General features: G+C 68.8%; 11 protein-coding genes. 3 read left to right on the plus strand and 8 right to left on the minus strand.

What is annotated here, in order from left to right; genetic code table 11:
- Position 1: 1 nt before the first annotated feature.
- From DMR_RS01110 to DMR_RS01125, 4 genes are all read right to left on the minus strand, one after another.
- Complete coding sequence (locus DMR_RS01110; protein WP_043599814.1) at positions 2–1,165, minus strand: hypothetical protein; 1,164 nt, start codon at positions 1,163–1,165, stop codon at positions 2–4.
- Positions 1,166–1,332: 167 nt separating this feature from the next.
- Positions 1,333–2,094 (minus strand): phosphate ABC transporter ATP-binding protein PstB, encoded by a 762-nt coding sequence (gene pstB, locus DMR_RS01115; protein WP_012749842.1) that lies wholly within the window; start codon positions 2,092–2,094, stop codon positions 1,333–1,335.
- Positions 2,095–2,140: 46 nt separating this feature from the next.
- Positions 2,141–3,607, minus strand: a complete 1,467-nt coding sequence (locus DMR_RS01120) for a sensor histidine kinase (RefSeq protein ID WP_012749843.1) — start codon at positions 3,605–3,607, stop codon at positions 2,141–2,143.
- A gap of 3 nt (positions 3,608–3,610) precedes the next feature.
- A complete protein-coding gene (locus DMR_RS01125) occupies positions 3,611–4,294 on the minus strand; it encodes a response regulator (protein ID WP_012749844.1) in 684 nt (227 codons plus the stop codon).
- A gap of 275 nt (positions 4,295–4,569) precedes the next feature.
- Between DMR_RS01125 and DMR_RS01130 the strand changes: the two genes are divergently transcribed.
- The 3 genes from DMR_RS01130 to DMR_RS01140 all read left to right on the plus strand — a co-directional run bounded on the left by DMR_RS01130 (position 4,570) and on the right by DMR_RS01140 (position 8,832).
- Positions 4,570–5,790: an ABC transporter substrate-binding protein gene (locus tag DMR_RS01130; protein ID WP_232502944.1), complete on the plus strand. Its 1,221-nt coding sequence runs from the start codon at positions 4,570–4,572 to the stop codon at positions 5,788–5,790.
- 3 nt (positions 5,791–5,793) lie between these two features.
- Positions 5,794–8,265 carry an ATP-binding protein gene (locus tag DMR_RS01135; protein WP_012749846.1) on the plus strand — a complete coding sequence of 824 codons (2,472 nt, stop codon included), beginning with the start codon at positions 5,794–5,796 and terminating at the stop codon, positions 8,263–8,265.
- A gap of 228 nt (positions 8,266–8,493) precedes the next feature.
- On the plus strand, positions 8,494–8,832 hold the full coding sequence (locus DMR_RS01140; RefSeq protein ID WP_012749847.1) for an FmdB family zinc ribbon protein: 339 nt from the start codon (positions 8,494–8,496) through the stop codon (positions 8,830–8,832).
- Between the two features lie 318 nt (positions 8,833–9,150).
- Here DMR_RS01140 and DMR_RS01145 read toward each other — a convergent pair whose 3' ends face one another.
- The 4 genes from DMR_RS01145 to groL all read right to left on the minus strand — a co-directional run bounded on the left by DMR_RS01145 (position 9,151) and on the right by groL (position 15,104).
- Positions 9,151–11,751 carry a cobyric acid synthase gene (locus tag DMR_RS01145; protein WP_012749848.1) on the minus strand — a complete coding sequence of 867 codons (2,601 nt, stop codon included), beginning with the start codon at positions 11,749–11,751 and terminating at the stop codon, positions 9,151–9,153.
- Positions 11,752–12,825: a cache domain-containing protein gene (locus tag DMR_RS01150; RefSeq protein ID WP_043599818.1), complete on the minus strand. Its 1,074-nt coding sequence runs from the start codon at positions 12,823–12,825 to the stop codon at positions 11,752–11,754.
- Positions 12,826–12,845: 20 nt separating this feature from the next.
- Complete coding sequence (locus DMR_RS01155; RefSeq protein ID WP_012749850.1) at positions 12,846–13,298, minus strand: YidH family protein; 453 nt, start codon at positions 13,296–13,298, stop codon at positions 12,846–12,848.
- Between the two features lie 165 nt (positions 13,299–13,463).
- On the minus strand, positions 13,464–15,104 hold the full coding sequence (gene groL, locus DMR_RS01160) for a chaperonin GroEL (protein WP_006919071.1): 1,641 nt from the start codon (positions 15,102–15,104) through the stop codon (positions 13,464–13,466).
- Positions 15,105–15,159: the final 55 nt, after the last annotated feature.

Consider the following 15,159-nt stretch of genomic DNA (forward strand, 5'->3'; position numbering starts at 1 on the left):
CTTATCGGGCCAGCCGCTTGCCGATGCGCCGGGCCATTTCGCGCAGGCTTTGGGCCAGCACGGCGGTTTCGTCGTGGCCGGACACGGGCAGATTGCCGGTCATGCGCCCCACGGCGAGATCCCGGGCGAAAAAGGCGCAGCGCCGCACCGGTCCGCCCAGGAGAAAGGCCACGGCCAGGCCGAAGACGATGCCGACCAGGCAAATGCCCCAGGCCGCGCCGCCAAGCAGCAGGCGCGAGGCGCGCACGGCATCGGCCAGTCCCGAGGCGTCGGCGGCAGCCTCGGCCAGGGTGGCCCCGCCGAGATCGGCCCCGGCGGCCAGGGCGGCCCGCTCGGCCTCGATGATCTGGCGGCCCGTGGATTTGAGGCCCTCCCAGTCGGACAGCAGCGCCCCGGCGGCCTGACGGCAGGTGGCCAGGGCGGCAAAGACCGGGGCCAGACGCTTGTTTTCCTCGTCGCTGCCGGCTTTGATCTCGCGCAGCAGGGCCTCGGCCTCGTCGTAGCGGGTGAGCGCCTGGGACAGGCGGCCCGGGTCGCGCTCGGCCTTGGCCGCCTCGGCGGCCAGCCGCACGTCGCGCCCGGCGTCCTGGACGGCCTGGGCGGTTTTCAGGCGCTTGGCGTGCAGGCGCAGAGGCTCGGGCTGAGGATATTTGGCGGCCAGCTCCTTGTCCCACTGGGCGGTCTTGAACTCGATGTAGCCGGCCACGGCGGCGGCATAGGCCTCCTGGGCGGCGGCCAGATCAGCCCGGTCCCTGGTCACCAACTCGTTGGCGGCGGCGGCGGATTCGGCGGCTTTCTTGTAGGTGTCGAGCAGGAAACCGATCTTTTGGGCTTCGGCGGCCAGGCTTTCCATGCCGGGCCGACTGGCCGCCTCGCGGGCGGCGTGCAGGGCGTCGGCGGCCTGGCCCAGGTCTTTCTTGGCCCGTTCCAGGGCGTCGCGGTCGCCGGACAGGGCATAGCCGCGGATGGCCTGGGCGGCCAGGAGCAACCGGCGTTCCACGGCCACGGCCAGATCGGCCCGGGGCAGCCGGGCGGTTTCCAGGGTCTTGGAGCGCGCGGCCAGGCCGTCCAGTCGGGAAACGGCGAAAAGCCCGAGCACCAGCGCGGCCACGGCGGGCAGGCACACGGCCAGGGCGATCTTGGCGGGAAAAAGCGGAAACCTCATGCCGGTGCGTCCTTGCGGTTGGAGATGCGGCACGGGGAGGCGGCACAAAACAACCCGGCTCCCGGGCGAGAGGCTACAAGGTGTAGCCAATTACGCGCCAAAATCAAAGGGGGCGGCCGGACAATATGCCGGCCGCCCCCGATTTCACGCTGTTTGTCGGCGACGCCTCAGCCGAAACGGCCGGTGATGTAGTCTTCGGTCTGTTTCTGGGCCGGGCGGGTGAAGATGGTTTCCGTGGCGTCTTCCTCGATGAGCCGGCCCATGTAGAAAAAGGCGGTGCGGTCCGAGACGCGGGCGGCCTGCTGCATGGAGTGGGTGACGATGATGATGGTGAAGCGTTTTTTCAGCTCGTGGATGAGCTCCTCGATCTTCTGGGTGGCGATGGGGTCCAGGGCCGAGGCCGGCTCGTCCATGAGGATGACTTCCGGCTCGATGGCCAGAGCCCGGGCAATGCACAAACGCTGCTGCTGGCCGCCGGACAGGCCCAGGGCCGAGTCGTGGAGGCGATCCTTGACCTCTTCGAACAGGGCCGCGCCGCGAAGGCTTTTTTCCACCTGCTCGGAAATATAGGTGTTGTCGCGGATGCCGCCCACGCGCAGGCCGTAGGCCACATTTTCGAAGATGGTCTTGGGAAACGGGTTGGGTTTTTGGAAGACCATGCCCACCCGGCGGCGCAGCTCCACCACGTCGAGGTCCGGGGCGTAGATGTCCTGGCCGTCCAGGGTCAGCTCGCCCTCCACCCGGGCGCCGGCGATGAGGTCGTTCATGCGATTAAGGCAGCGCAGATAGGTGGATTTGCCGCAGCCCGAGGGACCGATAAGGGCCGTGACTTGGTTGGCGTAGACAACGAGGTTGATGTCCTGAAGGGCCTTGAACCGGCCGTAGTAGAAATTGAGGGCCCTGGAGGCCATTTTCACGGTGTCGGACATGGTGTTTCCTTGCTGCGGCGGTTACGCGCGTCGGCGGACGGCCTGTTCATGAGGCCTGGGTTCGCGGCCCGGGGGCGGCCGTTTCGGCCGACGCTTCGGCCTTTGGCGGCTGGGCCATGGGCAGGGTGAAGTGGAAGGCGGCTCCGGCCATCTCGCCCCGGCCGCGCTCCACCCAGACCCGGCCGCCGTGGCGCTCCACGATGTGGCGCACGATGGCCAGGCCAAGGCCGGTGCTGCCCGGGGTCTTGGAGCGATGGCGCTCCACCCGGTAGAAGCGTTCGAAGACCCGCTCGCGTTCCTCGGGCGGGATGCCCGGCCCCTGGTCGAGAACGGAACACCGGACCAGGCCCCGGTCGGGATCGGGGGCGGCGGCCAGCTCAATGCGCCCGGATTCGGGGCTGAAGCGGATGGCGTTTTCGAGCAGGTTGCGCCAGACCTGGGCCAGCTGGCCCTGGTCGCAGGCCACGGCCAGCCCGGCCTCGGGCAGGGCGCGGACCAGCTCAAGCGCCCGGGCCTGGGCCAGGGGTTCGCACTCGCGCACGGCGTCGGCCAGGGCGGCCCCGGCCTCGGCCCTGGCGTCGGGGGCCGGCCCCTGGCCGTCCTCCAGCCGGGCGAGGTTTAAAATGTCGTCCACCATCTTGGACATGTGATTGGCGTTTTTGAGGATCACTTCCAGGAAGCGCCGCTTTTCGGCGGCCAGTTCCGGCGCGGCTCCGAGCAGGGTTTCGGCGTAGCCCTTGATGGACGTCAGCGGCGTGCGCAGCTCGTGGGTGACGTTGGCGGCGAAGTCCCGCCGCACCCGGGAGAGCTTGCGGGTCTCGGACACGTCGTGAAAGACCAGCACGGCCCCGGCCTCGGCCCCATCTCGGCCAGGCAGGCGCACCAGGGACACCTCGTAGACCCGGCCCGGACCGAACCGGGCTTCCAGGGTCACGGCCTCGGCCGCGCTTTCGGCTTCGGGACCGGCCGGATCGGCGGCCAGGAGCCGGTCGCAGGCCAGTTGCAGCTCGGGGCTGGGGATGACCTCAATAGGCCGGCGGCCCAGGGGATTGGCGGCGATGGGGGCCAGCCGGGCCAGGGCCGGGTTGGCCACGCGCACCCGGCCGGCGGCGTCCAGGACCATGACCGCCTCGCGCATCCCGTCCAGGATGGCTTGCAGCTGGGTTTTCTGGGCCACGATGGTGGCGATGTTGGCCTCGATGCCCCGGGCCATCTGATTGACGGCCCCGGCCAGGACGGAAAACTCGCCCCCGGGGAGCAAATGCAGCCGGCGGCGGTAGTCGCCGTCGCCAATGGCCCGGGCCACGTCCACCACCTCGGCCAGGGAACGCGACAGGCGGCGGGTGAAAAACCAGAACACGGCCCCGGCCAGGGCCAGGATGCCGGCGTTGGCGGCCAGGCGCTGGCCCGGCGTGGCCGTGGTCGGAACCAGGGACGACAGGCCAAGAGCCAGGGCAGCCACGCCCACGCACACGGCGGCGGCCCGCAGGCCCAGGGCGGCGGAGCCGGCCACGGCCTACTCCTTGAACCGGTAGCCCACGCCCCGGACGGTCTCGATCATGTCGGCGAAATGCCCAAGCTTCTGGCGCAGGCGGCGCACGTGGGTGTCCACGGTGCGGGCGTAGCCCTCGAACTCGTAGCCCCAGACGGAATTGAGCAGCCGGTCCCGGGTGAGCACCCGGCCGGCGCTCTGGAACAGCTCGGCCAAGAGCTTGAATTCCGTGGCGGTGAGCGCCACCTCGGCCCCGTCCAGGCTCACCCGGTGGGCGGCCATGTCCACGGACAGGCCGTCGCGGGCCAGCACCTGCCGTTTTTCCGGCTCCGGGGCGTGGCGTTTGAGCACCGAGCGCAGGCGCAGGACCAGTTCGCGCGGGGAAAAGGGCTTGACCACGTAGTCGTCGGCCCCAAGCTCCAGCCCGACGATGCGGTCCACTTCCTCGCCCCGGGCCGTCAGCATGATGATGGGGGCGCTGGCGGTCTTGGGGTCGCGCTTGAGTTCCTTGCAGACCTCGAAGCCGTCCAGCCCCGGCAGCATGAGGTCGAGGATGACGGCGGCCGGCGGATTGCGCCGGGCCTTGGCCAGGCCCTCGTAACCGTCGCGGGCGGTCTCGGCGGCGAAGCCGGCGCTTTGCAGATTGAAGGCGAGCAGTTCGACGATATCTTCGTCATCTTCGACAATCAGGATGGAATCCTTGGACATGCGACCACCTCGAGGTTTGCGGGGCCATCAAGAACACGTCGCCTTGACGCGGCGATGTATGTCGCGTGACGATTGTGTGACACCAGTCGCGCCAAAGCGCAACGTCGAGCCGTGGACGACATTTTCGTGCCGCTCTCCCGAATTCCGGGCCGGCAATTTGACGCGTTTTCCAAATGGGCCTAGGGTTCCATACCTCGAAAATCTCATGCGTCGGACGTTTGGACGCGAAGGGCATGGGAAGAATGGCGGACAGGTTACGCAAGGCCGCGGGCGTGATGCTTGCCCTGGTTTTGGCGCTTTTCGGCGTGGCCGAGGCCCAGGACCACAGCCCGGTCGTCCTGGGCATGACGGCCGGGTTCTCCGGTCCGACCCGGTCCATGGCTGTGGAACTCTACCGGGGGGCGCTGGCCTGCCTGGAAAGCCGCAGCGTCCTGTCCGCGCCCGGGCTGCGCAAGGTCGTCCTCCAGGCTGCCGACGACGGCTACGAACCCGGGCCGGCCATCGAAAACACCGTGCGTTTCCTCACCCGCGACAAAGCCCTGGCCCTTTTTTCCCAGCTCGGCACGCCCACGGTCAGCCGGGTGCTGCCGGTGCTTCGGGCCTACGCCGACCAGGGGGCACGGCTGTTTTTCCCGGTCACGGGGCTGGAAGCCTCGCGCACGGCGCCCTACGTGCGCTATGTCTACAACCTGCGGGCCAGCTACCGCCAGGAGATCGACGCCCTGGTCGGGGCCTTCGTCGCCAGGGGGGCCACCCGGGTAGCCATCTGCCATCAGGCCGACGCCTTTGGCCGCAGCGGTTGGGACGGGGCGAGGCGGGCGCTTTCCCGGCGCAACCTCCCCCTTTGCGGCGAGGCCACCTTTGCCCGGATCGCCACGGTGGCCGACGACATGGCCGCCCAGGCCAAGGTGCTCTCCGCCTGCAACCCCCAGGCGATCCTGCTGGTCGGCCCGGCCCCGGCCTGCGCCGCCGCCATTCGCGATTTTCGCCAGGCCGGCCTCGACGCCGCCATCGGCGTGGTGTCCTTTGCCGGCGGCGAACTGCTGCTGCGCCAATTGGCCGCCGAGGGCGCGCGTTTGGGCGTCGATCTGGAGCACGACGTCCTTTTTTCCCAGGTCGTGCCGGACTGGCGCGACGATACCCTGCCGGCGGCCCATGATTACCGCCAGGCCCTGGCCGATCTGGGCGACCGCCAGCCGCCGCCCGGCGGCTGGGACACGCCGGCCTCCCAAGCCGGCAGTTCCGTGGGGTTCGAGGGCTATCTCAACGCCCGTCTGTTCCTGGCGGTCCTTGACGCCATGGCCGACCCCGACGACCGCCAGGGCCTGGACGCGGCGGCCGCCGCCATCGATCAGATCGACATCGGCATCGGCCGGCCCGTCACATTGACCGGCCCCAACCATCAGGCTCTGGACATGGTCTACCTCAATACCGCCAAGGACGGCCGGCTCGTGCCCTTGACCGCCAGCCTGGCCGTCGCCGAGACCGAGGACTAGAGGGTGTCACGCCTCTTCCGCAAGACGCTGCTGGCCATCGTGCTGGTGTTCGGGGTCTCGGCCAATGCCACGGCCCTGCTGTCGGCCTGGCTGCTCCATCGCCACCTGACCGATGAATACGTCACCAAGGGCCGGGCCATCGCCATGGCCATCGCCGCCGCCAGCCCCGACGCCCTGGTCGGCGGGGACGCGGCCTCGGTCCAGGCCATGATCGACGAGTTCTTGCGCATCGAGGGCGTGGGCTACGTCTTTGTGGCCGACCGAATGGGGCGCATCGCGGCCCACACCTTTTTACCGGCCATGCCGGCCACCGTGCCCCAGGTCACGGTAAGCCACCAGGAAGCCATTTCCATCGACGACGCCGTGATTCCCGACCGGGGGGATTTTATCCAGGTCACGGCCCCGATCCTGGCCGGCGAGGCCGGGCAGGTGAGCGTGGGCATGGACAAGGCCGGCATCTGGCGGGTCATGCGCGAGGCCGTCATCCGCCAGGAAGTGCTGATGCTGGCCATGTTCGCCGTGGCCGTGGTCATCTTCTACGCCCTGGTCTCGGGCATCGCCCGGCCCCTGGCCGCCCTGGCCGAATATGCCGTCAAAATCCGCGACCACGATTTCTCGGCCACCCCGCCCCCGGCCAGCGACGACGAGGTGGGCGTGCTGGCCCGGGCCATGGGCTCCATGGCCGGCCAGCTGTCGGTGCTGGTGTCCAACCTCAAGCAGGCCGTGGCCGACACCACCCGCGAACTCAACGACTCCCTGGCCCACATCCAGGCCATCATCGACAACCTGGCCGACGGCCTGCTGGTGGTCGACGACGCCGGCCGGGCCACCCTGCACAACCCGGCCCTGCTCGCCATGTTCGGCCTGACCGGAACCGACCCGGCCGGGCGCTGGGTGCGCGACGCCTTTCCGCCGGCCATGGCCGCCCTGGCCGCCTCGTGCCTCAGCGACAAGGCCTGCCCGGAAACCGAAGTGGCCCTGTCCGGCGGCGGCACGGGCAAGGTTGTGGCCACGTCCTTCCGGCTGCCCGGCCAGGCCCGCACGGCGGTCATTTTGCTCGTGCGCGACGTCACCGTGGAAAAGGAAGTGGACCGGATGAAGACCGAGTTCATTTCCACGGTCTCCCATGAACTGCGCACGCCGCTGACGTCGGTGCTGGGGTTTGCCAAGATCATCCGCCGCAAATTCCTGGAGCTGGTGGTTCCGGCCCTGCCGCCGGGCGATGCCCGGGTGGCGCGCGGCGCCGGCCAGATCCGCGAGAACCTCGACATCATCGTGGCCGAGGGCGAGCGGCTCACCGAGCTGGTGGACGATGTGCTCGACATCGCCAAGATGGAGTCCGGGCGCTGCGAATGGGACATGGAGCCGGTATCCCTGGCCGCCGTGGCCGATCACGCCGTCAAGGCGGCCGCGCCCCTGGCGGCGCGCAAGGGCCTGGCGCTCACCGCCGACATCGCCTCGGATCTGCCGGCGGTCATGGCCGACCGCGACCGGCTGGTGCAGGTACTGCTCAATCTCATCGGCAATGCCGTGAAGTTCACCACCTCCGGTTGGGTGCGTCTGTCGGCCGTGGCCGTCGACGGCGAGGTGCGGGTGGCGGTGGCGGACAGCGGCGCGGGCATCGCGGCCAAGGACCTGGAAACCATTTTCGAGAAGTTCAAGCAGGCCGGGGACACGCTGACCGAAAAGCCCAAGGGCACGGGCCTGGGGCTGCCCATCTGCCGCCAGATCGTGGAACGCCACGGCGGGCGCATCTGGGCCGAATCCGTGCCCGGCCAGGGCAGCGTCTTCCGCTTCATCCTGCCGGCCCTGGCCGGGCAGGCGGCGAAAACGGCCGAGGCGGCCTGCCCGGCCAGAGCCGCGCCAGCGACCCGAGGCGACGCATCCCGGGTGCTGGTGGTGGACGACGACGCCGCCGTGCGGCGCTATCTCGAAACCGTGCTGGCCGAGGGCGGCTACGCCGTGGCCACGGCCAGCGGCGGGGTCGAGGCGCTGCGGCTGGCCGCCGCCTGGAAACCCGGCTGCATCACCATGGACCTGCACATGCCGGGTATGGACGGCCGGGAGGCCATCCGCCGGCTGCGGGCCGAGCCGGCCACCCGGGACATTCCGGTGATGGTGCTGACCGTGGCTTCCAGCCGCGAACGGGCCGCCAGCGGGGCCGACGCGGTTCTGGCCAAGCCCGTGGACGAGGAGGCGCTGTTGGCGGCCGTGCGCAACCTGCTGGAAGGCCCGGGCGAGGACGACGCGCGCCCATGCCTGATCTACGCCGACGACGGCGGCCGGCGGCTGTCGCGGCGGTTCCTGCTGTGCCCGGGCGAGGTGACGTCGGTGGGCGAGGAACCCGGGTTGTGGCAGGCGTTGGACAAGGGCTTTTGCGGCACGGTCTTTGTGCCGGCCTCGCGGGGCCACGACCTCGACCTGGGCAAGCTCAGCGCCTATCCAGGCGTATGCGTGATCATCATTCCCGACTGACGCGCACACCCGAAAGGCAAGCTCGGCGGCGGTTCCGGCGGTTAACGGGCGTTTTTTGCCGTTCCGGCTCTTGACTGGCCGGCCGGGCCGCTTACTTTTTTGGCGCTCGCCCGCGGCGAGTGCTGCCGGGGCGGCCCCGGCCATGGCTTCGGCCCTTGACAAACCCGGGCCGAAGGTGGACTTGTTGCGGCCGGATTTCACGGCCCTAAGGCGTAAGCGGAGAGGATCATGCCCATCTACGAATACAAATGCACCAAATGCGGCAAGGAATTCGAAGTGCTTCAACGCAGCTTCGACGTGGACGAAGCGCCCTGCGAACACTGCGGCGCTCCCGGCAAGCGCTTCATGTCCAACACCTCGTTCGTGCTCAAGGGCACGGGCTGGTACGTGACCGACTACAAGGCCAACGGCGGTTGCAGCGCTTCGGGCAACGCGGCCAACGGGTCCAACGGTTCGGCCAAGCCCGCCGACGCCCCGGCCGCCGAAGCAGCGGCTCCGGCCTCGCCCTGCGCTTCCGGCGGCTGTTCGTCCTGCCCGAGCGCCTCCGCGTCCAGCGCCGACGCCTAGACCGCTCCCGCTCCGATTTTTGCTTCGTCGCGCCGGTCCGACAGGGCTGGCGCGACGGGTTTTTTTGCGTCCTTCGAACACCTTGGACGCCTATTCCCGACCCGCCATCCGGCCGGACGGCTCCCTCCCATTCCGGGTAACCCCGGGCGACCCACGCGGCGCAGCCGCCAGCGATCCCGCGCCCAAGGGGCTTGGCGCGTTCGCGCCCTCCGACGAAATATCCTTTCTCCGTCCGCTCCGAGTGGGGTATCCAAAGGGGCTCAGCCCCTTTGGCCGCCGGAGCATTCTTTATTCTCGCCCTCTTATCACTCTCCCCAGCTACAATCCCAGCAATCGACGTACGGTCGCCAACCCCAGGCGTTCTTCCAGCACGTCGGCCAGCCGGTCCAGGGCCGGGTCGATGTCGTAGGGCGTCAGCCGGGTGATGGGTTCCTGACCCCGGCGCTGGCGCAGGGTGTTGAGGAACTGGCGGCGGAAGGCGTCGGCGTCGAAGAGGCCGTGCAGGTAGGCACCCCAAATGGGCGCGTCTTTTCGGGCGTAGGCCAGGGGTTGGCCGTCGGCCCGGGCGGCGATGATGTCCAGGGCGGCGGCGTCCCCTTGAATAATGGTGATGCCGTGGTGGATTTCGTAGCCGTGAAGGGGCAGCTTTGATGGCGTGTGGACGGCATCGGTGGCGGTCAGGGTTTTTTCGGCGGCCAGGCGGGTGGTGAGCGGCAGCAGGCCCAGGCCGGCGGTGTGGCCGCGATCCGATTCCAGACCCAGGGGATCGGCCACGGTCTCGCCGAGCATTTGCAGCCCGGCGCAGATGCCGACGATTTCGGTTGTGCCGGCGGCGGCCAGTGTGGTCAGGGCGGCGGCCAGGCCGGAATCCTGGAGCCAGGCCAGGTCGGCCAGGGTGTTCTTGCTGCCAGGCAGCAGCACGGCGTCGGGCCGGCCGAGCTTACCGGCCTCGCGCACCCGGCGTAGGCGCGTGTCGGGTTCCACGGCCAGGGCGTCGCAGTCCGTGGCGTTGGAGAGATGCGGCAGGTCGATGACCGCGATGTCGAGGAGCGTCGGGTCGGCCGGCGGGGTATCGGGCAGGGACTGGCCGTCCTTGAAGGTGACCGAGTCCTCGTCGGGCAGGCCCAGATCGGACAGGAAGGGGACCACGGCCAGCACGCCCTGTCCGGTGCGCTGGGCGAGGTAGTCGTTGGCCGGGGCCAACAGCGTGGCGTCGCCCCGGAAGCGGTTGAGCACATAGCCGGCGACGAGCGCCCGTTCGGCTTCGGGCAGGCATTCCATGGTGCCCAGCAGCCCGGCGTAGGCGCCGCCCCGGTCGATGTCGGCGGCCAGCAGCACGCTGGCCCCGGCATGGCGGGCCATGGCCATGTTGACGATGTCATGGGCCTTGAGATTGACCTCGGCCGGGCTGCCGGCTCCTTCGAGCACCATGACGTCGGCCTGGCCGGCCAGGGCGTCGTAGGCCTCCCGGGCGGCGGCGAAGGCCGTGGGTTTGTAGGCGATGTAGTCCGCCACGCGCATGGTTCCGACCGGTTTGCCAAGGACAATGACCTGGGAGCCGAGGTCCGAGGTGGGCTTTAAAAGGATGGGGTTCATGCGCGCGTCCGGGGCCAGCCGGCAGGCTCGGGCCTGGACGATCTGCGCCCGGCCCATTTCCAGGCCGTCGGCCGTGACTCCGGAATTGAGCGACATGTTTTGCGATTTAAACGGCGCGACCTTGTAGCCGGCCCGGGCCAGCAGCCGGCACAGGCCGGCGGTGAGCACGGATTTGCCGGCGCTGGAGGTGGTCCCTTGGACCATAAGCGCCGGGGTCTTGGGCCGGGGGCGGGAGGCGGGCATGGGGCAGGCGGCCAGCACGGCGGCCAGGGCGTCCAGGATGCGGTCGGTCTCGGCCTCGGGGCGCACGGCCAGGCGCAGGTAGCGGTCGGAAAGGCCGGAAAAATTGGTGCAGTCGCGAAGGGCCACGCCGTGTTCAGTTAAGAGGCGGCGGCAGACCTCCGGGGCGTTGGGGCCGGAAAGCGACAGCCGGGCCAGCAGGAAATTGGCCTGGCTCGGGAAGACCGTGAGGCCAAGGCCGGCCAGCCCTTCGGCCAGCCGCTGGCGCAGGCCGGGCAGGGCGGCCCGGGTATCCTCCAGAAAGGTCCTGTCGGCCAGGGCGCGCAGGCCCACGGCCTGGGGGAGGGTTCCCACCGACCACGGGGCCAGGGTGCGGCGCACCCAGTCGGCCAGATCGGGGCTGGCGGCGAGCAGCCCCAGGCGCAGGCCGGGTATGGCGAAGCTTTTGGTGAGCGAGAGCAGCACGGCCACGTTGTGGGGCCGGTCCTCGCCGGCCAGGCTCGTAAAGCCGGGCACGAAGTCGGCAAAGGCCTCGTCCACCAAAAACAGGCTCTGGGGGTGACGGCCGGCCAGCTCAATGATGGCGGTGGCGTCGGTGACGACGCCGGTGGGGTTGGCGGGGCTGGCGATGACAACCAGGGAGGGCGAGCGCAGCACGGCCTCGATGCGGTCGAGCTGGGGGGCGAAGCCGTCGAATTCCGAGCCGGGCAGCCGGCGCACGTCCATGCCGGACTTGTGGCAGGCCACGGCGTAGTCGGTGTAGGCCGGGGAGGGGATGACCGCCCGGGCCAGGCCGGTGCAGCGCGGCAGGGCGAAAAGGAGTTGGCTTGTGCCGTTGCCGGCCACGAAATGGGAGGCTGGCGCGCCGTAGCGGGCCGAGGCGGCCTCAAGGAGCGCGGTGCAGTCCGGGTCCGGGTAGTGGACGAGGTCGGCGACGGCGGCGCTTAAGACGTCGCGCAGCCAGGGCGGCGGCCCCAGCGGATTGATGCTGGCCGAGGCGTCGAGGATTTCGGATGGGTCGCGTCCGGCCTCGGCGGCCAGGGCGCGCAGATTGCCGCCGTGGGGAAAAGCTTTTTCTTTCAATTAATTGACTGCTTTTTGCGGCATCACCAGCACGAGATGCCAGCCCGTGGCGCGAAGGCGCGCCGCCAGCACCATGTCCTTGCCCGAGACAAAGGCCATGGGCCACTTCTTTTCTGTTTCGGCCCGTTCGATGACGGCCTCGCCGATGGCGTTCAGGCCGTCGTCGGGCGAGTCCTCGGCCTTTTCCAGGCCCATGGCGGCCAGCCCCCGGTCGGCCCGGAAATAGACCACGGCCTCCTCGGCCTTGGCGTTTATGGCGTCGATGGCGGCGGCGAGCCGGGGGTCGCTGACGGCGATGGCCTTGCCGCGCCGGTTCATCAGAAAGGCCCGCGCGCCGGGGATGGCGGCCAGATCGGCCATGACCCGGCCGGAGAGCTGGCTGATGGTGACGTCTCGCGACGACACGGCGAGTAGCGTCTCGCCGTCGTAGACCGGGCAGGACACCGTGACCATCATGCCGTCGCCGGCCAGATCGAGGTAGGGCGACTGCCAGCCGCAGGCCTTGGCCGCGAAATCGGCGGCGGTGTAAAAGTCCTTGTCCGTGGGCTTATAATTGTTGACGGCCTCCACCAGGGGCAGGGTGGGGTAGATGGCGAATCCCTGGTCCGGGGTGGTCAGGTAGACCCAGGAGTAGGGCAGCGCGCCGTAGCCGGCGGCCATGGCCGGGGCGAGGCTGCCCAGGGCGGCCAGCTCCCGGAAGAGATTGTCGGAGAAGTTTTCGCCGTCGTAGAAATAGAGGGACTGGCAGGGGGCCTTGGCGGCCGGGTCCGGGCCGCAGGGGCCTTGGAGGTCGCGGAAAGCGACCGTGCCGTCCTTGACGGCGTAGCTTTGCAGCAGCCGGCCACGGTCCTCGGGGACCATGGCCGGGGTGGCCCGGAAGAGTTCCTTGTAGGCCGCGCCAAGGCTTTTGGCGCTTTGCTCCACGGCGGCAAGCGCATCGTCGAGGCGGCCGGCGGCGCTGGCGGCCAGGGCCAGGGCGAACTTCGGCGGCGCGGCCTGGGCGGCTGGGGCGTTGGCCGGGCACAGCAGGCAGCAGGCGAGGATGATTCCGAAAGCGGCGGTCGCGAAACGCATGGCGGCTGCCTCCTTGGCGGTCACTGCATGATGAGATGCCAGAACACGGAAAAAAGCCCAAGGATCATGCCGACCACGGCCACGGTGAAGACGATGTCCGGGATCGGCGAAAAGGTCTTGGCGCCGGTGTTGATGCAGCGTCGGATGTACCAGAAGCGCCACACGGCCACAACCATGACCAAAACACCCACGCCGAAGGTGGACAGCGTCACGGTCTCGGTGTGCAGGTGCTTGTGGGCCATGCCCTCGAACATGGGCACGTTTTGCAGCTGGCGGATGAAGAAGTCGAAGCGCTCGATGACGAAGCTGAAGCCAAAAAGTGCCAGTCCCGTGCGGCACCAGGCCAGAAACGTGCGTTCGTTGGCCAGGTGGTTGCGCTGCCAGGCCAGGAGCACCTGGGGGTTGGTGAGGTCGTAGGGCCGGGCGTCCGGGGCGGCGGAAGCGGCCGGTTGCGGGGCAGGGGCGTCGGTCATGGGGCCTCCGATGTCGGCGTGAATCTAGACCAGCCGGGGACGGGGGGCAAGGCGCGGGAGGGCGGCAGGCTGGCGACGGTGAAACGGCCTCTGGTCGTCGCAAAAAAAACGGGGGCCGCGCCAGCGCGCGGCCCCCGTGACGGTAACGTGGAGGAAACGGGTCGGCTAGTACATGCCGCCCATGCCGCCCATGCCGCCGCCGGGCATCGGGGGCATGTCCTTTTTCGGCTCGGGCTTCTCGGCGATGGCCGCCTCGGTGGTCAGGAGCAGGCCGGCCACGGAGGAGGAGTTCTGCAGGGCGATGCGGGTGACCTTTTTGGGGTCGATGACACCGGCCTTGATCAGGTCTTCGTATTCGCCGGTGGCGGCGTTGAAGCCGAAGCCGTCCTTGCCGTCGCGCACTTTGGCCACGACGATGGAGCCTTCGAAGCCGGCGTTGCCGGAGATCTGGCGCAGGGGCTCTTCGATGGCGCGGCGCACGATCTCGATGCCGGACTGCTCGTCGTCGTCCACGGCCTTGATGCCGGTCAGGCTCTTGACGCAGCGCACGAGAGCGACGCCGCCGCCAGGAACGATGCCTTCCTCAACGGCCGCGCGGGTGGCGTTGAGGGCGTCCTCGACGCGGGCTTTCTTTTCCTTCATCTCGGTCTCGGTGGCCGCGCCGACATTGATGACGGCCACGCCGCCGACGATCTTGGCCAGACGCTCCTGCAGCTTTTCCTTGTCGTAGCTGGAGGTGGTCTCTTCGATCTGGGCGCGGATCTGCTTGACCCGGGCCTTGATCTTGTCGCCGTCGCCAGCGCCGTCAACGATGGTGGAATTTTCCTTGTCCACGATGACGCGCTTGGCCTTGCCGAGGTCGGCCAGGGTCATGTTCTCGAGCTTGATGCCCAGGTCTTCGGACACGCACTGGCCGCCGGTCAGGGTGGCGATGTCCTCGAGCATGGCCTTGCGGCGGTCGCCGAAGCCCGGGGCCTTGACGGCGCAAACCTGCAGGGTGCCGCGCAGCTTGTTGACGACCAGGGTGGCCAGGGCCTCGCCCTCGATGTCTTCAGCCACGATCAGCAGCGGGCGGCTCATCTTGGCAACCTGCTCCAGGACGGGCAGCAGATCCTTCATGGCGGTGATCTTCTTCTCGTTAATCAGGATCAGCGGCTCGTCGAGCTCGCACACCATGCGCTCGGGATCGGTGATGAAATAGGGGGAGAGGTAGCCGCGGTCGAACTGCATGCCCTCGACGACGTCAAGGGTGGTTTCCATGCCCTTGGCTTCCTCGACGGTGATGACGCCTTCCTTGCCGACCTTGTTCATGGCTTCGGCGATGATGTTGCCGATGGTGGCGTCGGAGTTGGCGGAAATGGTGCCGACCTGGGCGATCTCTTTCTGGTCGCGGGTGGGCTTGGCCAGGGTCTCCAGCTCAGCCACGACCGAGGCCACGGCCTTGTCGATGCCGCGCTTGATGGCCATGGGGTTGCGGCCGGCGGCCACGAGCTTGACGCCTTCGGTGAAGATGGCCTGGGCCAGGATGGTGGCGGTGGTGGTGCCGTCGCCAGCGATGTCGGAGGTCTTGGAAGCGACTTCCTTGACCATCTGGGCACCCATGTTCTCGAACTTGTCTTCCAGTTCGATCTCCTTGGCCACGGTCACGCCGTCCTTGGTGATGATCGGGGAACCGAAGGACTTCTCGATGACGACGTTGCGGCCCTTGGGTCCAAGGGTGACCTTCACGGCGTTGGCCAGCTTGTCGACGCCTCTTTTCAGCTTCTCGCGGGCTTTGGAATCAAAAAGAATTTCTTTGGCAGCCATGTATGTTCTCCTTGCGCTAGAATACGGAATGGTTGGAGCGAAAAAGGCGCGAAGC

The organism is Solidesulfovibrio magneticus RS-1, assembly GCF_000010665.1.
Classification (GTDB): domain Bacteria; phylum Desulfobacterota; class Desulfovibrionia; order Desulfovibrionales; family Desulfovibrionaceae; genus Solidesulfovibrio; species Solidesulfovibrio magneticus.